20 protein-coding genes are annotated in these 18,907 nt (G+C 68.4%); 10 read left to right on the forward strand and 10 right to left on the reverse strand.

The features are described from left to right. From ACEE23_RS02385 to otsB, 4 genes are read left to right on the forward strand one after another with little or no spacing between them, the layout of a single operon-like run. Positions 1-372 carry a hypothetical protein gene (locus ACEE23_RS02385; RefSeq protein ID WP_448871826.1) on the forward strand — a complete coding sequence of 124 codons (372 nt, stop codon included), beginning with the start codon at positions 1-3 and terminating at the stop codon, positions 370-372. A 9-nt stretch (positions 373-381) separates the two neighbouring features. Further along, on the forward strand, positions 382-1,809 hold the full coding sequence (locus tag ACEE23_RS02390) for an alpha,alpha-trehalose-phosphate synthase (UDP-forming) (RefSeq protein WP_448871824.1): 1,428 nt from the start codon (positions 382-384) through the stop codon (positions 1,807-1,809). Next, positions 1,806-2,312: a hypothetical protein gene (locus tag ACEE23_RS02395; protein WP_448871822.1), complete on the forward strand. Its 507-nt coding sequence runs from the start codon at positions 1,806-1,808 to the stop codon at positions 2,310-2,312. Before ACEE23_RS02390 ends, ACEE23_RS02395 begins: the two co-directional genes overlap by 4 nt. A gap of 29 nt (positions 2,313-2,341) precedes the next feature. Further along, the gene (gene otsB, locus ACEE23_RS02400; protein WP_368519849.1) at positions 2,342-3,106 is read left to right on the forward strand and encodes a trehalose-phosphatase; all 765 of its coding nucleotides are present in this window, start codon (positions 2,342-2,344) and stop codon (positions 3,104-3,106) included. Here the strand turns inward: otsB and ACEE23_RS02405 are convergent. Next, positions 3,059-4,147: a LacI family DNA-binding transcriptional regulator gene (locus ACEE23_RS02405; protein ID WP_368521249.1), complete on the reverse strand. Its 1,089-nt coding sequence runs from the start codon at positions 4,145-4,147 to the stop codon at positions 3,059-3,061. The two genes, otsB and ACEE23_RS02405, sit on opposite strands and share 48 nt — an antisense overlap. 88 nt (positions 4,148-4,235) lie before the next feature. On the opposite strand from ACEE23_RS02405, the gene ACEE23_RS02410 reads away from it, so the two are divergent. Genes ACEE23_RS02410 through ACEE23_RS02425 form a run of 4 tightly spaced genes read left to right on the forward strand, consistent with a single transcriptional unit; the run spans position 4,236 to position 7,648 of the window. Continuing rightward, positions 4,236-5,180, forward strand: a complete 945-nt coding sequence (locus ACEE23_RS02410) for a metal ABC transporter solute-binding protein, Zn/Mn family (RefSeq protein ID WP_448871819.1) — start codon at positions 4,236-4,238, stop codon at positions 5,178-5,180. Further along, positions 5,181-5,885: a metal ABC transporter ATP-binding protein gene (locus tag ACEE23_RS02415; RefSeq protein ID WP_448871817.1), complete on the forward strand. Its 705-nt coding sequence runs from the start codon at positions 5,181-5,183 to the stop codon at positions 5,883-5,885. It abuts the gene before it with no gap. Further along, on the forward strand, positions 5,885-6,763 hold the full coding sequence (locus ACEE23_RS02420) for a metal ABC transporter permease (protein ID WP_448871815.1): 879 nt from the start codon (positions 5,885-5,887) through the stop codon (positions 6,761-6,763). Before ACEE23_RS02415 ends, ACEE23_RS02420 begins: the two co-directional genes overlap by 1 nt. A gap of 18 nt (positions 6,764-6,781) precedes the next feature. Next, a complete protein-coding gene (locus ACEE23_RS02425; RefSeq protein ID WP_448871813.1) occupies positions 6,782-7,648 on the forward strand; it encodes an alpha/beta hydrolase family esterase in 867 nt (288 codons plus the stop codon). On the opposite strand, the gene rlmB is transcribed toward ACEE23_RS02425, so the two are convergent. From rlmB to ACEE23_RS02465, 8 genes are read right to left on the reverse strand one after another with little or no spacing between them, the layout of a single operon-like run. After that, complete coding sequence (gene rlmB / locus ACEE23_RS02430) at positions 7,610-8,557, reverse strand: 23S rRNA (guanosine(2251)-2'-O)-methyltransferase RlmB (protein WP_448871811.1); 948 nt, start codon at positions 8,555-8,557, stop codon at positions 7,610-7,612. The two genes, ACEE23_RS02425 and rlmB, sit on opposite strands and share 39 nt — an antisense overlap. A 29-nt stretch (positions 8,558-8,586) precedes the next feature. Then, positions 8,587-9,972, reverse strand: coding sequence for a cysteine--tRNA ligase (gene cysS, locus ACEE23_RS02435; protein WP_448871809.1), 1,386 nt, complete (start codon positions 9,970-9,972; stop codon positions 8,587-8,589). 32 nt (positions 9,973-10,004) lie between these two features. Continuing rightward, positions 10,005-10,751, reverse strand: a complete 747-nt coding sequence (locus ACEE23_RS02440; RefSeq protein WP_448871807.1) for a glucosamine-6-phosphate deaminase — start codon at positions 10,749-10,751, stop codon at positions 10,005-10,007. Between the two features lie 44 nt (positions 10,752-10,795). After that, positions 10,796-11,935: an N-acetylglucosamine-6-phosphate deacetylase gene (locus ACEE23_RS02445; RefSeq protein WP_448873518.1), complete on the reverse strand. Its 1,140-nt coding sequence runs from the start codon at positions 11,933-11,935 to the stop codon at positions 10,796-10,798. Then, positions 11,935-14,025, reverse strand: a complete 2,091-nt coding sequence (gene nagE, locus ACEE23_RS02450) for an N-acetylglucosamine-specific PTS transporter subunit IIBC (protein ID WP_368519859.1) — start codon at positions 14,023-14,025, stop codon at positions 11,935-11,937. The genes ACEE23_RS02445 and nagE overlap by 1 nt, the downstream gene beginning before the upstream one ends. Before the next feature lie 39 nt (positions 14,026-14,064). Then, a complete protein-coding gene (gene ispF, locus ACEE23_RS02455) occupies positions 14,065-14,553 on the reverse strand; it encodes a 2-C-methyl-D-erythritol 2,4-cyclodiphosphate synthase (RefSeq protein WP_368519860.1) in 489 nt (162 codons plus the stop codon). After that, positions 14,516-15,283 carry a 2-C-methyl-D-erythritol 4-phosphate cytidylyltransferase gene (gene ispD / locus ACEE23_RS02460; protein WP_368519861.1) on the reverse strand — a complete coding sequence of 256 codons (768 nt, stop codon included), beginning with the start codon at positions 15,281-15,283 and terminating at the stop codon, positions 14,516-14,518. Before ispD ends, ispF begins: the two co-directional genes overlap by 38 nt. Next, positions 15,283-15,870 carry a CarD family transcriptional regulator gene (locus ACEE23_RS02465; RefSeq protein ID WP_368519862.1) on the reverse strand — a complete coding sequence of 196 codons (588 nt, stop codon included), beginning with the start codon at positions 15,868-15,870 and terminating at the stop codon, positions 15,283-15,285. The genes ispD and ACEE23_RS02465 overlap by 1 nt, the downstream gene beginning before the upstream one ends. Positions 15,871-16,125: 255 nt before the next feature. Here ACEE23_RS02465 and ACEE23_RS02470 point away from each other — a divergent pair, with 255 nt between their 5' ends. Together ACEE23_RS02470 and radA are read left to right on the forward strand one after the other, a co-directional pair. Further along, complete coding sequence (locus ACEE23_RS02470; RefSeq protein ID WP_368519863.1) at positions 16,126-16,716, forward strand: hypothetical protein; 591 nt, start codon at positions 16,126-16,128, stop codon at positions 16,714-16,716. 87 nt (positions 16,717-16,803) lie between these two features. After that, complete coding sequence (gene radA, locus ACEE23_RS02475) at positions 16,804-18,165, forward strand: DNA repair protein RadA (RefSeq protein WP_448871801.1); 1,362 nt, start codon at positions 16,804-16,806, stop codon at positions 18,163-18,165. Here the strand turns inward: radA and ACEE23_RS02480 are convergent. Continuing rightward, on the reverse strand, positions 18,162-18,887 hold the full coding sequence (locus ACEE23_RS02480) for a hypothetical protein (RefSeq protein ID WP_368519865.1): 726 nt from the start codon (positions 18,885-18,887) through the stop codon (positions 18,162-18,164). The genes radA and ACEE23_RS02480 overlap by 4 nt on opposite strands. Positions 18,888-18,907 lie beyond the last annotated feature (20 nt).

The following is an 18,907-nucleotide window of genomic DNA, read 5'->3' on the forward strand; positions in this document are numbered from 1 at the left end:
GTGCCACCCAAGGTCACTGACACCCAGCCCAACGTTGAGCAGATGAACGCCGTGGAGGAAAAGACCGCCGCAGCCGCCCGCCGCGTGGTCGCCACCTATGCCGAGGATTTCCTGGACGGCGTGACCTTGATGTCCATGCTGGGGGTCGAACCGGACGGCCTGGTTCACAAGAAGGTGCTGGCCGAGTACGGCGAGCCCGAGCCGAAGAAGTCGACCAAGAAGTCCACCAAGAAGGCCGGGAAGAAGTCGACCAAGAAGGCTTCCAAGAAGTCCACGAAGAAGGCCAGCAAGAAATCGACTAAGAAGTCGACCAAGAAATCTACGAAGAAGGCTTCCAAAAAGTCCACCAAGAAGTCGACGAAGAAGTCTTAAGGACCCGCCATGGCCGGTACCAACAAGTTCGTGGTCGTGGCCAACCGTCTGCCGGTTGACCTTGTCACCCACCCGGACGGCTCCCAGGATTGGAAGGCCTCCCCGGGTGGGTTGGTCGCTGCCCTATCCCCGGTCCTGCGGGAGCAGGAAGGCTGCTGGGTGGGCTGGCCCGGCGTGGCCGACGCCGCCCCGGAACCGTTTACGACGGACGACGGCATCCACCTGCACCCGGTGCGGCTGTCCCAGCGGGACTACGAGGAATTCTACGAGGGCTTTTCCAACGCGACCCTGTGGCCGCTGTACCACGATCTCATCGTGACCCCCTCCTACCACCGCGAGTGGTGGGCCACCTACCGCGACGTCAACCTGCGTTTCGCCAACGAGGTGGCCAGCGTGGCCGCCCAGGGCGCGACCGTGTGGGTGCAGGACTACCAGCTGCAGCTGCTGCCCGGCATCCTGGAGCAGCTGCGCCCGGATCTGACCATCGGTTTCTTCCTGCACATCCCCTTTCCGCCCGCGGATCTCTTCCGCCAGCTGCCCTGGCGCGAGGAGCTCATCCGCGGTCTGCTCGGCGCCGACGTCGTGGGCTTCCACCTAGAATCCAACGTGCACAACTTCCTGGGCCTGGCCCAGGCCCAGGGCTTGAGCGTGAGCGGACAGGTGGCTACCCGGCCCGCCAGCGCGCAGGTCGAAGCGCCCGACGGCAGGTTCACCCGGGTCGGCGCCTTCCCGATCTCGATCGACATGGGGGACTTCCCGCCGGCCAGCGAGTCCGACGTCGCCGAGGTCGAGCGCATGCGCGCGGAGTTGGGTGACCCGGAAACCGTTATCCTGGGCGTGGATCGCCTGGACTACACCAAGGGCATCCTCCAGCGCTTGAGAGCTTTCGAGGAGCTGCTGGAAACCGGCGCGCTCGACCCGGAGAAGGTCGTGCTGGTCCAGATCGCCACGCCCTCGCGCGAGCGCATCGAGCACTACCAGGAGACCCGTTCCGCGGTGGAGGAAGCCGTCGGGCGCATCAACGGGCGCTTCGGGGGCATCGGCAAGCCGGTCGTGCACTACAGCCACCGCTCGGTGCCGAAGCCGGTGCTGCGGCAGTACTACCGCCTGGCAGACGTCATGCTGGTCACGCCGTTCAAGGACGGCATGAACCTGGTGGCCAAGGAATACGTCGCCTGCCACGGGGACGGCTCCGGCGCCCTGGTGCTGTCCGAGTTTGCCGGCGCGGCCGACGAGCTGGAGCAGGCCCACCTGTGCAACCCCTTTGACATTGAATCCGTCAAGTCCGCCCTCCGCCAGGCGGTGGTCGGGCTGCGCGAGAACCCGGAGACCATGGAGGCCAATATGAAAGCCCTGCACGCCCAGGTGCGTGACCACGACGTCCAAGTCTGGGCGCAGGCTTTCCTGCAGGCCCTCGGGGAGGCCAAGTCCGAATGAAGCGTTTGACCCAGGCCGGTACTTGCCTGGCCGCGGCCGCGCTGGTGCTGGCCGGCTGCGGGGATTCCGAGCCGCCAGCGTCGACCGCCCCCGGCGACGAACGCATCGTCGGCAAGGACTGGCAGGTAACGGGCATCTACACGGATCCGGAGGCCCTGTCGACCATCTCCGAGGCGGTGACCAATGTGCCGTCCATCAGCTTCGGCGAGTCGACCGCGGTGGGCACCACCGGCTGCGCCCGCTTCGTGGCCAAGGTCTCCTACGCCGAGGGCGAGGACGCCGCCAACGTGCGCGACGCCGATTACCTACGCTTCGACGAGGTCCGCTACGACGAGCGCAGCGAGGACTGCACGGGTGAGGCCGCCTGGGCGCACAACAGTCTGTCCCGGCTCATCGCCACGGACCGCGAATTCGACATCTCCATCAATCCCAACAACCAGCTGGTGCTCACCCTGCGCGACGGCAAGGTCGACAGCCCGGCGGTGGAGTTCGTCTCGCTCTAGCGGGCCGGGCGCGCGGTAGATTGGAGGGCATGGATTATTCTTCCGCTCTCGACCGCCTCGCCACTGCCGAACGGTTGCTGGTGGTCAGCGACTTCGACGGCACCCTAGCCGGCTTCGCCACCGATATCTACGCGGTTAAAGCCCACCCGGATTCCCTGGCCGCCTTGGAGCGCCTGTCCGCGCTGCCGCGCACCACCGTGGCCGCGCTATCCGGCCGCCACCTGGCCGGGCTCAAGCAGGTCTTCCCGCTGGGCGCCCCGGTGCTGCTCGGCGGCTCCCACGGCGCGGAAACCGAGGGGCTGGACAACCCGGCGCTGGAGGCCGCGGCGGCCCAGATCGCGGCCATCGACGAGCGGCTGGAGGACCTTTCCGCCCAGCACCCGGGCACCTATATCGAGTACAAGCCCGTCCACCGCGTCTTCCACGCCTTAGCGCTCTCCCAGCGCGACCCGGACGCCGCCGCGCGCGCCCTGGACGCGGCCCTGGAGGTGGAGGCACCGGGCCTGCACGTGACCGAGGGCAAGAACGTGGTGGAGTTTTCCGCCTCCACCGCTACGAAGGGCTCCTGGATCGCCGACACCCGCCGCCAGCTGGGTGCTACCGCAGTGGTCTTTTTGGGCGACGACGTCACGGACGAGACCGGTTTTCAGGCCCTCGACCCGGCCACGGACGTGGGCGTGAAGGTCGGCGCGGGGGACACGGCCGCGCAGCTGCGGGTGGCCGATGTCGACGCGGTGGCGGCCTTCCTAACCGATCTGGCCGACCGTCGTGCCGGGGCGGTAGGTCGTCCCTAGGATCTTGCGCGGGCTGGCCACCGGCTCCCCCGCGATGAGCCGGGCCAGCAGGTGCCCGGCCGCCGCGCCCTTGGCCTTGTTCGGCTGCTGGACCGTGGCCACCCCGCGCAGGCGGGCGACCTCGATGCCGTCGAAGCCGGTCACGGAGAGATCCCCGGGCACGCTCCAACCGCGCTCGGCGGCGTAGTCCAAAACCCCCAGCGCCATGGAGTCCGTCGTGCACAGCACGGCGGTCAGCTCCGGGTTGGCCTCCAGCAGCTCCGCCGCGGCCTCCCGGGCGGTGGCCGGCGTGTTGAGGTGGCGGGTCACCACCGGCACGCCCGCGGGCTCCACGCCGACGGTGGCGAAGACCTCGAGCGCGCCCTGCACGCGGGAGCGCTGCACGTGCATCTCGGCCGCGTCCAAATCCGCCGGGGTCACGGGCCCGTCGAGGCGCGCGCGGCGCAGGCGGATGGACAGGATGCCGATGCGGCGGTGTCCGGCATCGATAAGCGCCTGGGCCGCCGGGGCGATGGCGGCGTGATCGTCGATGCCCACGAACGGCAGGCCGGTGTCCACCGGCTGGTCGCAGACCACCACGGGCAGCCCGCGGGCCCGGGCGGCGGCCAGATAAGGATCGTCCGCGGCCACCGAGTAGATGACAAACCCGTCAACGCTGGCGCGGCCGAGCAGCTCGGCGGCGCTGGCCTCCCGCCCGGTGGTGTCCGGCCCGGCGGGGATAAGCGTCAGGGAGAAGTCCGTCCCGGTGGTTGCCTCGGAGAGCCCGGCCAGGAAGTCCACGGAGGCCATGTCCTCGAAGGCGTAGGACAGGTGCTCGGTCAGCACCACTCCCCAGGACCCGGCGTGGCGGGTGCGCAGGCTGCGCGCGGTGGGATCGGGGCCGGGGTAGCCGCGGGCGGCCGCGGCGGCCAGGATGCGCTGCCGGGTGGCCGGGGCCAGCTGGTCCGGCCGGTTGTAGGCATTCGAGACCGTGGTACGGGAAACGCCCAGCTCAGCGGCTAGAGATGCCAGCGTCTTGCGCTGCGGGCTGCGTTTGACCATGCCTACTACCTTACCGGCTGCCGGTACCCCGGTATTTTCAACCCATTTCCATTTGACAACAATTTTCAACAAGTGCAGACTGGGGGACATGCATGTCGCCAAGAACAAACTCGTCCCCGTCGCCCTTCTCGCCGCCGGCGCGCTGACCTTAAGCGCCTGCTCCGGCCCGGGCGCTGACGGCGACGACGCTGGCACCTTGAAGGTGGTCGCCTCCACCTCCATCTGGGCGGATGTGGCCCAGGCGGTCGCGGACAGCTCCCCGGACCTGGACGTCGAGGTCCAGGCCCTGGTCGAGGGCAACGACGTCGATCCGCACCACTTCGAGCCCACCGCCGCGGACCTGGCCCGGGCCAATGAGGCCGACGTGGTCATCGCCAACGGCGGCGGCTACGACGCCTGGATGTACCAGGCCTTAAGCAACCAGGACGACATCATCTCCGCGCTGCCGCTGACCGAGCACGGCGCCCTCGACGAGGAGCCGGACGTCATGACGGTCACCGAGGCCAAGGAGCACCCGGGCGAGGTCACCAACATCGAGGGCAACGAACACGTCTGGTACGACGCCGCCGCCATCGAGAAGGTCGCGCAGGAAACCGCCGACCGCCTCAACGAGCTCTCCGAGACTCAGGCCGCCTCCGCGGACGCGGTGGTCCAGGAGGCCGAGGCCATCCAGGACAAGCTGGCGAATATCGGTTCGTTCCGCTACGCCCAGACCGAGCCCATCGCCGACTACCTGATGAAATACACCCAGGCGACTGACGCCACGCCGGAAGGCTACCGCAAGGCCACCGTCGCCGAGGGCGAGCCCACCGCCGCGGACCTGGCCCGCTTCCTGGGCGAGGTCAACGAGGACAAGGTGGATGTGCTCATTTATAATCCTCAGACGGAAACGGATCTCACCGCCCGCATCAAGGACGCCGCCGAGGACAAGGACCTGCCCATCGTCGAAATCGGTGAGACCCCACCGAAGGACACGAACTTCTTGGACTACTACGAACAGGTGGTGGATGATCTCGCCGCGGCGAGCAAATAAATGGCGCTAGTTAGCTTCACCGACGCCGCGGTTGATCCGCTGTGGTCCGGGCTCAGCCTGGACATCCAGCCCGGCGACTTCATCGCCCTGCTGGGCCCGAACGGCGTGGGCAAATCCACGCTGCTGGGCACCATCCTGGGCACCCGCCAGCTCACCGGCGGGAGCGTCGACGTCGACGCGCGCGTGGGCTTTATCCCGCAGCAGCGCATGTTCCCCGCCGAGCTACCGATGCGCGCGCGGGATCTAGTCTCCCTGGCGCTCGCGCACGGGGTGCTTAGCAACCGCCGGGCCGACCGGGCCCGCGTGGACGAGCTACTCGCCGCGGTGGGCGCCACCGGGATCGCCGACCACCGGGTGGGCCGCCTGTCCGGCGGCCAGCAACAGCTGGTGCGCCAGGCCCAAGCCCTGGCCCAGGACCCGCAGCTCATCCTGGCGGACGAGCCGCTGCTCTCGCTAGATCCCGCCCGGCAGCAGGCCACGGTGGCCCGCCTGCAGCGGCTCCAAAAAGAGCGCGATACCGCCATCGTCTTCGTCACGCACAGCATCAACCCGGTGCTCGACGTGGTCGACCACGTGCTCTACCTCGCCCCGCAGGGCCACGTCTTCGGCACCGTGGACGAGGTGATGCGCTCCGAGGTGCTCTCCGAGCTCTACGGGACAAAGGTCAAGGTTGTGGAAATCGACGGAAGGATGCTGGTGGTCTAATGGATTTCTCCCGCTTTGTCGAGGACACCCAGTACCTGCTCTCCGTCGACTTCGTCCAGAATTCGCTGGTGGCCTGCGCCCTGCTGGGCGTCCTGTCGGGCGTGATGACCTCGCTCATCGTGCTGCGCCAGATGTCCTTTTCCGTGCACGCGACCTCCGAGCTCGCCCTGATGGGCGCGGCCGCGGCCCTGCTCTTCGGCCTAAACATCGGCTTCGGCGCGGTCGCCGGCGCCATCGTCGCGGCCATCGTGCTGGCCACGCTCGGCTTCAAGGGCCAGCAGGACAGCGCCATCGGCGTGGTGATGAGCTTCGGGCTGGGCCTATCGGTGCTGTTTATCCACCTCTACCCCGGCAACGCCACCACCGCGATGACGCTGCTGACCGGGCAGATCGTCGGCGTGTCCCAGGCCTCGGTCTGGTGGCTGGCCGGCACCACCGCCCTGGTCGTCGCGGCCGTGGCCCTGTTCTGGCGGCCGCTGCTCTTTTCCTCCGCGGACCCGGCCATGGCCGCGGCCGCCGGCGTGCCCGTGCGCAGCCTCTCCGTGCTCTTCGCCATCCTGGTGGGCCTGGCGGCCTCCCAGTCGGTCCAGATCGTCGGCTCCCTGCTGGTCATGGCCCTGCTGATCACGCCCGGCGCGGCGGCGGTCCAGATCACCTCCTCGCCCGTGCGCGCGGTGCTCTGGGCCACCGTCTTCGCCGAGATCTCCGCCGTCGGCGGCCTGGTGCTCTCGCTGGCGCCGGGCCTGCCGGTCTCCGTGTTCGCGACCACCATTTCTTTTGTCATTTACCTGTTCTGCCGGGCCATCGGCTGGCGCCGCGGGCGCCACGCCCAGCGCGACGAGACCGCCGCCCAGCAGCACTGTTCGGCGCAGGACTAGGGACTAGACTGGCAAGTTATGGGATACACGCTGCACCGGGAAGAACTAGAACACCAATCTAGGACGCGCAAATACCTGCTCATAGAGCCCGATAACCTCCCGGAGCACCCGGACGTCGTGCTGTATTTCCACGGTTCCTTGCAGTCCGCCAACGTCTCCCGCCGGTTTACCAACGGCACCTTCGACGAGCTGGCCGAAAAGTACGGCTGCCTGGTGGCCTACCCGGACGGCGTGGACCGCCACTTCAACGACGCCCGCGGCATCCTGCCGGTCACCGCGCGCGAGGAAAACGTCGACGACGTCGGCTTCACCCGCGCGCTGATCGAGCGCCTGCGCCGCGACTACTCCGCCGGGCGCGTTTTCGCCTGCGGGTACTCCAACGGCGGGCAGATGGTCCTGCGCCTGCTCTTCGACGCTCCCGGGCTGCTCAGCGCCGCCTGCATCTTCGCCTCGACCCTGGGCCGCGGCGACAACCACCGCCCAAGCAACCCGGACTCCGCCCTGCAGCCGACCCCGGTCCTGCTGCTGCACGGCACCGAGGACCCGTATGCCCCCTACGCCGGCGGCACGGCCGGGCTGGACGCCCAGCGCACTCGCGGCGAGGTGACCTCGGCCGGCGAGACCGCCGCCCGGCTCGCCGAGCTCAACGGCGCTTCCCCCGCCCCGGAGACCAGCCGGCCCTACCCCGGCGTGCGCGCGGAGACCTGGGGCGGAGATGCGCCCGTGGTGCTGTGGACCATGGAAGGGCTGGGCCACGTGGTGCCGTCGGGCAACGAGGTGGACCCGCGGCTGGGCCCCAACACCCAGGAATTCCTCGCGGCCGAGGTGGCCGCGGATTTCTTCGGCCTAACCGGCCGCGCGACGCTGCCGGGCGAACTCGGATAGCACGGCGCCGGCCGCGACGGAGGCGTTCAGAGACTCCACGCCCGCGGCCATCGGGATGGACATGATGACGTCGCAGTTCTCCCGCACCAGGCGGGAGATCCCCTTGCCCTCGGAGCCGATGACGATGACCACCGGGTCGGTGCCGCCGTCGTAACTGTCCAGGGTGTGCTCGCCGCCGGCGTCCAGCCCAACGACCTGGTAGCCGTTCTTCTGGAACTGCTGCACCGTGCGGGTGATATTGGTGGCGCGCGCCACCGGCAGGCGGGCCGCCGTGCCCGCGGAGGTGCGCCAGGCCACCGCGGTCACGGACGCGGAGCGGCGCTTCGGGATGATGACGCCGTGGCCGCCGAAGGCCGCCACCGAGCGCACCACCGCGCCCAGGTTGCGCGGGTCGGTGATGTTGTCCAGGATGACGAACATGCCGGCATCCCCGGTGTCCTGGACCTGCTGCATAAGGTCCTCGACCTCGGCGTACTTGTAGGGCGGGATCTGCAGGCCGATGCCCTGGTGCATACCGTTGCCGGTCATGCGGTCCATCTCGTGGCGCGGCACCTCGTGGATGGGCACGTTGCGGGTGTTGCACATGGCTACCGCCTCGGACAGGCGCTCGTCGTTCTTGGTTCCCTGGGCGATGTAGAGCGCCGTGGCCGGCACGCGGGCGTGCAGGCACTCGATGACCGGGTTGCGGCCCACCACCATCTCCGGGGTTTCCTTGACGTGGCGCCCGGAGTCGCGGCGCTGGCGGGCCAGCTTCGCCTTGTGCTTGGCGTGGTAGACGCGGTCCTCCGCCTTGGGCGTCGGGCCCTTGCCCTCTAGGCCGCGGCGGCGCTGCCCGCCGGAGCCTTTAACCTGGCCCTTCTTGTTGGTCTTGCGGGTACCTGCCCCGCCGCGACCGTGCGTGCGTGCCATTGGTAGTCCTTCCTGAGTATTTAAAAGTCTTAAGACAGCTGCCAGGTGGCGCCGTCGGGAGTGTCCGTGACCGTAATGCCCGCCGCGGCCAGCCGGTCGCGCACCGCGTCCGCGGTGGCAAAGTCCTTGTCCTTGCGGGCCTGGGCGCGCCGTTCCAGTTCGGCCTGGACCAGCTGATCCAAGGCGGCATCGGCGGCCGACGAGCCCGCGCCGGCTGCCCACTTCTCATCCAGCGGGTCGAAGCCCAAGACCGCGGCCATGGCGCGCACGGACTCCGCCAGCTTCCGGGCGTCCTCCTCGTTGCCGGCGGCCAGCTCCTTGTTGGCGGCGCGGACGGTGGTGTGGATTTCGGCCAGCGCCTTCGGCACGGCGATGTCCTCGTCCATCGCAGCGCCGAAAGCCTCGGTCCACTCGCCCAGCACCAGGTCCGGGAAACGGTTGACCAGGTCCTCGATACGGCGGTAGCCGGCCGCGGCCTCGGTAAGCGCGGCCTCGGAGTATTCCAGCACCGAGCGGTAGTGCGCGGAGCCTAGATAATAGCGCAGTTCCACGGGCCGGACTAATTCCAGCATGTTGTCCACGCTGAGCACGTTGCCCAGGGACTTCGACATCTTCTCGCCGGCCATGGTCACCCAGTGGTTGTGCATCCAGTACCGGGCAAAGCCGTCCCCGGCCGCGTGCGACTGCGCCATCTCGTTCTCGTGGTGCGGGAACTGCAGATCCAGGCCGCCGCAGTGGATGTCGAACTCGGAGCCCAGGTAGTAGGTGGACATCGCCGAGCACTCCAGGTGCCAGCCCGGGCGGCCCTTGCCCCACGGGGTGGGCCAGGCCGGCTCGCCCGGCTTGGCGGCCTTCCACAGCGCGAAGTCCAGCGCGTTGCGCTTGCCGGCGTTGTCCGTCTCGCCCTGCTCCATCTCCTCGACGCGGTTGCCGGAAAGGCTGCCGTAGTCGGAGCCTTCCGCCTTGGTCCAGGCATTAACGTCGAAGTAGACCGAGCCATCGGCCGCGTAGGCGAAGCCGTTGTCGATGAGCCGCTGCATGTAGTCGACCATCTGGGTCACGAACCCGGTCGCGCGCGGCTCCACGGACGGCGGCAGCACGCCCAGCATGTTGTAGGCGGCCGTGAACTCGCGCTCATAGGTGGACACCCACTCCCACCAGGGGCGGCCGTTGTCGGCGGCCTTGGTCAGGATCTTGTCATCAATATCGGTCACGTTGCGCACGAATGCCACGTCCCAGTCCTTGGCCAGAAGCCAGCGGCGCAGGATATCGAAGGCAACCCCGGAGCGCAGGTGCCCGATGTGTGGCTTGGCCTGCGGGGTGGCCCCACACAGGTAGACCGACACATGGCCGGGGCGAAGCGGCTCAAAATCGCGGAGGTTACGGGTAGCAGTGTCATAGATACGCAAAGTCACAACAGTGATTCTACCTAACCGTATCTGCCGTCCTAGTTGGGCTTATTCGCCTCCGCGAACTCGTAATATTCCCGGTTGCGCAAACCACTCGCGGCGGCCGCGTCCACCACCACCGTGGCGTGCCGGTGCCACTGCAGGATGGAGGCCGGGCAGGCCGCGCTCAGGGGCCCTTCCATCAGCCCGGCGACCGCGTCCTGCTTGTTTGAGCCGGTGGCAATCAGCAGCAGGTGCCCGGCGCGCTGGATGGTGCCCAGGCCCTGCGTGACGACGTGGCGCGGGACCTCGTCCGCGGAGGCAAAGAAGCGGGAATTGTCCGCCACTGTCTGCGGGTGCAGCGTCTTCCAGCGGGTCAGGGAGTTGAGCGAACTGCCCGGCTCGTTGAAGCCGATGTGCCCGTTTTGGCCCACCCCCAGCAGCTGGCAGTCGATGCCGCCGGCCGCCGCGATCTCGTCTTCGTAGCCCTCCGCCGCCCCCGCGTCCGGCACGTGCAGCCGCGCCGGCTCGACCCCGAGCGGGTCGATGAGCTCGGTACGCAGCGTGTGGTAGTAGCTCTGCGGGTGGTCGTGGCCCAGCCCGACGTATTCGTCCAGGGCGAAGAACTCCACCCCGCCGGTCTCCAGGCGCCCGGCCCGCGCGCGGGCGATGAGCTCGGCGTAGGTGGCCAGCGGCGTCGAGCCCGTGGCCACCCCGATGACCCCGCCGGGGCGGAAATAGCCGGACAAGATATCCGCGGCCGCCGTCGCGACCTCCGCCGCGGTCTTCCGGATGATGACTTCCATGCTGCTTTCCTCCAGTCCTGCCTCAGCGCGGTGCTTGAGCCCTATTATCCCCGCAATCGCTGCCCGTCGGCGAAGACGGTGCGAACGGCCCCGGCGGGGTCGAATTCCACGAATTCCGCGGGCTGGCCGACCTGCAGGCCGCGCGCCTGGTCCAGCCCCAGCAGGCGGCCGGGGTTAACGGAGGCTGCCCGCGCCGCGGCGGGCGCCCCGTGGCGGGCACTAAATCGCGCGAACTGCTGGGCCAGGGTGCTCGTCCCGCCCGCGATGGCGCCGTCCCCGCCGGCCAGCCGCGCCACCCCACCGACGACGACGACGTCGAGCGGGCCCAGCCGGTAGGCCCCGTCCGGCATGCCGGCGGCCTCCATCGCGTCAGTGACCAGGACCAGGCCTTCCCCGGCGCAGGCGGCGATGACGTCCACGGTCCCGTCGGCCAGATGCACGCCGTCGCCGATGGCCTCGACGGCCACCTCGCCGCGGGCGGCGGCCGCGAGCAGGGCTCCCACGGCCCCGGGCTGGCGGTGGTGCAGCGGCGGCATGGCGTTGAACAGGTGCGTGGCCGTGACCGTCGCCCCGCGGGCGACCGCGTAGTCGAGGATCTCGGCCGTGGTGGCGAAGTCCGCCGTGGTGTGCCCCAAGGAGACGATGACACCGTACTCGACGCAGGCGTCCACCAGCGCCCGGGCGTGGGGCGTTTCCGGGGCGAAGGTCAGCTGGCGGACCGCACCCGCGCCGCGCTCCAGGATGCGGCGCAGCATGGCCGGGTCGCCGTCCTGGATGCGGTCCGGGGCCTGCGCCCCGCACTTGGCGGTGTGGATGAACGGGCCCTCCAAGTGGATCCCGTCCACCACGCCCTCGGCCACCAGCGGCGCCAGCACGCCGACCTGGCGGGTCAGCTCCTCCTCCGTCCCGGAGACCAAGCTCGCCAGGAGGTGGACGCTGCCCTGCTGACGGTGGAATTCGGCCGCCTGCCGGCATTCGGCGAGCGTTCCCGTGGGGAAGGCCCCGCGCGCCCCGCCGTGGTTGTGGACGTCCACCAGGCCCGGCGCGATAATACCCAGCTTATCGGGGGAAGACTCGAGGCGTTCCACGCTTTCGATAACGCCCTCAGCATCCACGCGCACCTGCGCGGGGTAGGGCTCGGCCTGGCCGTCGGTGAGCCGGGCGGCGACGGTACAACCGGCCATTAGCGGTACTCCACTTCCATGACGTGCTGGCCCACGGCCACGTCCCCGGTGCGGATCAGCGTGGTCTCAGCGACTTTCTTCTTGTTGGTCACGACCACCGGGGTGGTCAGGTCGATACCGCGTTCGCGCAGGGCGGCCGCGTCCACGCGCACCAGCGGGTGGCCCGGCTCCACCGCGTCCCCGCGGCTGACCAGGACCTCGAAGCCCGCCCCGCGCAGGCCCACGGTGTCCAAGCCGATGTGGACCAGCACGTCCAGGCCCTCGGCGCTGCGCACCGCGACCGCGTGCTTGGTCTTGGCCACCATGGTGACCTCGCCGGCTATCGGGGAGGCCACGACCAGCTCGTCCTCGTTGCCCGGCACGATGGCAAACCCCGGGCCCACCTGGCCGCCCGCGAAGGCCGGATCCGCCACCTCCTCCAGCGGGATGGCCTTGCCCTCGGTGGGCGCGGACAGCTCCGTCATGCCCGCCTTCTCCGGGGACGCGGTCGCGACAGCCGGAGCGGGAGCCGAAACCGCCACCGGGTGCTCCATCTGGCGCCGCACCTCGTCGTGGACGAACTGCACGTTGGGCCCGATGATGACCTGCACGCCCTTGGCCGAAGGCCGGTATACCCCGGCCACGCCCGCGGATTTGAGCGTCTGCTCCTCCACCCGCTGCGGGTCGTGCACGGTGGTGCGCAGGCGCGTGGTGCAGTATTCCATCGTGTTGAGGTTTTCCGCCCCGCCGAGGCCGGCCAGGATCCGGGCGGCCTGCGCGGCCAGCTGGTCGTCGCCTTCCGCGCTGTCACCACCGTCTTCCGGCGCGTCTTCCTCGTCGTCGCCGCGGCCCGGGGTCTTCAGGTTGAATTTGCCGATGAGGAAGTAGAAGAGGCCAAAGTAGATAAAGAAGTAGGCCACGCCCATCACCAGCAGCATCCACCACTGGTTGGCCAGCGGGTTCTGCGAGGACAGCAGCATGTCGAAGAAGCCGGCGGAGAAGCCGAAGCCCGCCGTCCAGTCGAAGAAGGAGGCGATCGCCATGGAAATGCCCATCAGGATCGCGTGCACCACGAACAGCAGGGGTGCTGCGAACATGAAGGAGAACTCGATGGGCTCGGTGACACCGGTGAGGAAGGAGGCCAGCGCGCCGGCCAGCATCAGAGAGCCGACCACCTTGCGGCGCGACGGCTTGGCGCGCAGCGTCATCGCCAGCGCCGCGCCCGGCAGGCCGAACATCATCACGGGGAAAAAGCCCGCCTGGTACTGGCCGATAACGCCGATGACCTCGCAGTTGGCGCCGTCCCAGACGCCCGGGCAGGAGGCGGCATCGCTAGCCGCCTGGGCGGCGACCAGGGTGTCCGCACCGCCCAGGAACTTGCCGATGTCGTTAATTCCGACCACGTCGAACCAGAAGATGGCGTTCAGCGCGTGGTGCAGGCCGGTCGGGATGAGCAGGCGGTTGGACACGCCGTAGACGCCGGCGCCGATGGCGCCCATGCCCTGGATCCACTGGCCGAAGTTGAAAAACGCGGTGTAGAGCACCGGCCAGAGGAAGTAAAAGGCCCCGGCCAGCGCGATGGAAAACAGGGAGGTCAGGATGGGCACCAGGCGCCGTCCGGAGAAGAACGCCAGCGCATCCGGCAGCTTGGTGGCGTGGAAGCGGTTATAGGTCCAGGCGGCGAGCACGCCGACGAAAATGCCCAGCAGCACGTTCGCCGGGCCGACCGCGTCCCAGCCCTGGGCCGCCCAGTCGAGGGCCTGCTGGCCTTCCAGGGCGGCAGGATCCTCGATGCCGCGGTAGTTGGCCACGGCCTCCGGTCCGACCAGCTTGGTCACGGTGAAGAAACCGAGGAAGCCCGACAGCGCGGCCGCGCCGTTGGAGTCCTTGGCCAGCCCGAAGGAAATGGCGATGGCGAAGAGCACGCCGAGGTTATCCAGCACCGCCCCGCCGGCCTGCTGAAAGACGGAGGCCAAGAAGCTTAAGCGTTCACCTCCCCGGGCGTCGAGGAAATAGCCGATGCCCGTCATCAGCGCCGCGACCGGCAGCACCGCCACCGCGCCCATCAGCGCCTTTCCGAGCTTTTGCAGCGGTCCCATGACCTTGTCCATGGCGCTTTTACTCCTTAGCTTTGTGACAACCGGGCAGGTTTAGCCCCGGTCGGAATACACCAGGGCGGTGGCAATGGCCGCGCGGCCTTCCTTGCGGCCGGTAAAGCCCAGGTGATCGGTGGTGGTAGCGGAAACGCTCACGGGAGCGCCCAGGATCTCGGTGAGGGTGCGCTCGGCCTCCTCGCGCCGCGGGCCCATCTTCGGGGTCTGCCCGATAAGCTGCGCGGACGCGTTGCCAATCCGGTAGCCGTGCGCGGCCAAGAATTCCCGGCACTCGGTGAGCAGGCGGGCCCCGGATACGTTGTCGTATTCGGCCCGGCCCACGCCCACAAACGAGCCCAGGTCCCCCAACCCCGCGGCCGACAGGAGGGCGTCGACCAAGGCGTGGGAGACCACGTCCCCGTCGGAGTGGCCCTCGCAGCCGTCGTCGGCGGCGAAAAGCAGGCCGGCGATCCAGCAGGGCTTGCCGGCTTCGATCTGGTGGGCGTCGCTAGCGATGCCCACCTTGGGCAGGATCGGTTCGTTCATTAGGCACCTCAAATACTGTGGGTTCAGCCTCAGATACTACGGCCTGAGCCAACCGCAGATCTATAGGGGTAGTGATTTTAAATGCCATGGCATCACCTGTCACAGTCACGACCGGGCAGCCGAACCATTCCATGAGGCTGGCGTCGTCGGTGGCGACGAAGTCGCGAGAATCGGTGGCGAAATAAGCCTCGTTGGCCTGGCGCAGGGTGGCCAGGTCGAAGCCCTGCGGGGTCTGGACCGCGCGCAGCAGGCTGCGGTCCGGGGTGGAGAGCACCCGGGAAGTATCCGCGGCCGCCACCTCTTTAATGGTGTCGGCGACCGGCAGGACCGGGATGACCGCCGGCGCCCCGTCGAGCACCTTGCGCACGACCCGGCTAATCATCCCCGGGGGCGTTAACGCGCGGGCGGCGTCGTGGACCAGCACCACCGCGTCCTCGTGCTCGATGGCCTGCAGCCCGGCCCAGACCGAGTCGGCGCGCTCGCCGCCGCCGGCGACAAAGCGCAGCGGGATCTCTTTAGCCTGGCTAGCCAGGGCGCGCTCGGCGTGGGCGCGCATGACCGGGTTGATGAGAACGACGACCTCGTCCACCACGGCGGAATTAATTATCGCCTGGACGGAGCGTTCCAGCAGGCTGCGGCCGGCCAGCTCGACGTAGGCCTTCGGCAGCTCGGCGCCCAGCCGCGTGCCGCTGCCGGCGGCGGCGACGAGCGCGATAACCCGGCGAGTCACTAGTCTTCGTCGTCGAAGGACAGGTCGCCCAGGTCGACGTCGTCCGTGTCGACGTCGGTGGTCACCGAATTGTCCTCGATCAGGCCGGCGGCGCGGTGGCGCTCGATGGTGGCGTTGATTTCGTCCATCATCTTGTCCGCCTTGGCGTCATCGACCGGCTTGGCCAGGGCCAGCTCGCCGACGAGGATCTGGCGGGCCTTGACCAGCATGCGCTTCTCGCCCGCGGACAGGCCGCGGTCCTGATCGCGGCGCCAGAGGTCGCGCACGACCTCGGCGACCTTGTTGATATCACCGGAGGCCAGGCGCTCCTGGTTGGCCTTGTAGCGGCGAGACCAGTTGCCGGCCTCTTCCACGTCCTCCTCGCGCAGGACGGAGAAGACCTTTTCCAGGCCTTCCTTGCCCACCACGTCGCGCACGCCGACCTTCTTGGCGTTCTTGGAGGGCACGCGGACAACCAGGTCGGACTGGTTGATGTGGAGCACCAGGTACTCCAGCTCTTCGCCGCCCATCACGCGCTGCTCGATGTCTTCGATCACCGCGGCGCCGTGGTGCGGGTAAACAACCACCTCTCCGACCTTGAACTCCATTGCCACTCCTTGCTCGATTGTTAAAGAGGTACCCCTAAAGCCTGCCTGGCAGGCACATAGGACAAATATTCTACCACGCGCCACCTCCCCCGGCGCCGGCCGGCCACATCCCCCAAAAGTACACCCCCAATTGCCCTCCCTAGAGCGGGGGCTAGGTCACGTTGAGGTCGAAAACTGTGTACTTGGTTGGAAAAAATACTAGGCTTGATGATCGACAAATCCCTGTGATCTTTAGTTGATGGAGGACAACCCAAAGTGAAGTCCCTGAAGTCTGCCGCCCGTCGCGGTGTCATCGTTTCGGTTACCGCTGCGTCCGCGCTGGCGCTGGCTTCCTGCTCCGCCGGCCATGTCACCCAGACCGCCGACCAGGTCGCTGCCGTTGACGGCTCCGAAGCTTCCACCGAAGATGGCCTGATTGCGGTGCGCGACGTGACCATCCTGGTCGAGCCGGACAACCAGCACGCCTCCCTGAAGTTCACCGCCGTGAATCAGGGCTACGAGGACCAGGCAGCCGAGCTGGAATCCATCACCGTGGACGGCCAGGAAGTCCAGCTGCAGCCGGCTTCCGTCGAGCCGATCAACCGCGATCAGCGCCTGGTGGGCGACTCCCAGGAGAACCTGGACAACATGCCGCAGGCTGAGTCGGACGACATCCAGTACGTCGCCACCACCATGCAGGATGACGACTTCGGCTACGCCGGCCACCGCACCGTGGTCTTCCAGTTCTCCAACGGCGACATCGAGGTCAACGCCACCGTCGCCGCCTCCCAGAAGGAAGCCGGCAAGTACAACCGCGACGTCGAGTCCACCGAGGGCTACACCACCGAGGAGCCCTCCGGCCACTAAGCGCTAAAACTCCTCATCTCCCCTGGCTACGGCCGGGGGTTTTGTTGTCTCTGCGGGAATGTCCGGGGTGTGTTTTAAGCTAGGGTCATGGCAAAGAAGCAGCGTCCCATCCACACCTGTACCGAGTGCAACTACGTCTCCCCGAAGTGGCTGGGGCGCTGCCCGGAGTGCGGGTCGTGGGGCACGTTCCAGGAATCCACGCCGGTCAGCCCGACGGCCGCGACCGCCAGCAAGCCCCAAGGGCTCACCCCGTCCAGCCCGGCGCAGCCGATGACCAAGATCGCCGCCTCGGCCACCCGCACGCGGAAGACCGGCATCTCGGAGCTGGACCGGGTGCTCGGCACGGGCATCGTCCCGGGTTCCGTGGTGCTCATGGCGGGCGAGCCCGGCGTGGGCAAATCCACGCTGCTGTTGGAGGTCGCCTCCCGGTGGACTCAGCAGGACCGCACCGCGTTATATGTCACCGCGGAGGAGTCGGCGGGCCAGGTCCGCGCCCGCGCCGAGCGCACCGGCGCGCTGCAGGACACCCTGTACCTGGCGGCCGAGTCCAACCTGGACGTCGTCTTCGGGCACGTGCAGCAGACCCAGCCCTCGCTCATCATCGTCGACTCGGTCCAGACCATGCAGGCGCCCGGCGTGGAGGGCGTGGCCGGCGGCGTGGCTCAGTCCCGGGCCGTGACCGCGGCGCTGACCACGCTGGCCAAGTCGACGGGGATCCCCATCCTGGTGGTCGGCCACGTCACCAAGGACGGCAACGTGGCCGGGCCTAGGGTGCTCGAGCACCTCGTCGACGTGGTCTTGAACTTCGAGGGCGACAAGCAGTCCAGCCTGCGCATGCTGCGCGGCATGAAGAACCGTTTCGGCGCCACGGATGAGGTCGGCTGCTTCGAGCAGACCGCCACCGGCATCCGCGAGGTCGCCGACCCGTCCGGCCTCTTCCTCTCCCACCGCGGGACCACCCCGGACGGCTCCGCGGTGACCGTGGCCATGGACGGCGTGCGCCCCATCCTGGCCGAGGTCCAGGCCTTGACCGTGGACCCGGTGGCCAAGAACCCGCGCCGCGTGGTCACCGGCCTGGACACCAACCGGGTGCCGATGGTGCTGGCGGTTCTGCAGGCCCGGGCCGGGCAGCGCACCAATGACAAGGACGCCTACGTCGCCACGGTCGGCGGCGTGCGTATTTCGGAGACCGCCACGGATCTGGCAGTCGCGCTGGCCACGTGGTCCTCCCTGCACGAGCAGCCGCTGCCGCCGCGCACCGTCGTTATCGGCGAGGTCGGCCTGGCGGGCGAGCTGCGCCCAGTGCCCAACCTGGCGCGCCGGCTGAGTGAGGCCGCCCGGCTGGGCTATGAAAGCGCCATCGTCCCGGCCACGAAGAACTTGGAGACCAACCTGCAGGTGCGCCAGGCGCAGACGCTACGGGAGGCGATCGAGCTGGTCAGCCCCTAGGACAGGTTGAAGGTGTGGGCCGCCGACGGGTTGTCGCCGATGACGGCGTGGAGGTAGTAGCCGCCCGGCTCCACGGCGGAGCGGTTGTTGCACTGCTCCGGGGCGGAGGTCTGCCGCGACCAGGTCGCCTGGAAGTGGCGCTTCTTGCCAGACTCGAAGGTCTGCTCGCCTTCCTGCACCGACGGGTAGCAGTCTGTGTCCGCCCACATCCGCTGGTTGGTGCCCAGGTTGTAGACCTCGAAGCGCAGCTCCTGGTCGTCGAGGTTGATCTTGCAGTCGGCCTTGGTGGGGTTTTCCACCGTCATGTAGAAGGTGGGCAGCTCTCCCTCACCGTAGGTGGCCTTGTCGCTGCTGGCGGTGATCTCCAGATCGGAGAGCTGACAGGTGTCCTTAGCGTCGGCCGCGACCGGCTCCGAGCTCGCTTCCGCGTCCTCGCTCTCGCGGGCAGATTCCGACTCGGTCTCAGACTCGGTTGCCGTTTGAGATTCCGACTCGGTTTCTGATTCCACCGCGGTCGTTTCGGTCTCCGCTGCCGGGGTTGACTCCGAGGTGGTCTCGGCGGCCGGCTCGGTCGCCTCGTCGTTGCTGGAACCGCCGACCATGCTTAGGACCCAGACCAGCAGAACGACGACCACGACGATGATGACCAACGCCGCGACGCGGCGGCGCTGGTAGATCTCGTTGGGCAGGGGGCGCTTCTGCTGGGGTTTACGGTTAGTCACGGCTTATAGTTTATTGCCTT

Source organism: Corynebacterium sp. 32222D000AT, from assembly GCF_053546955.1.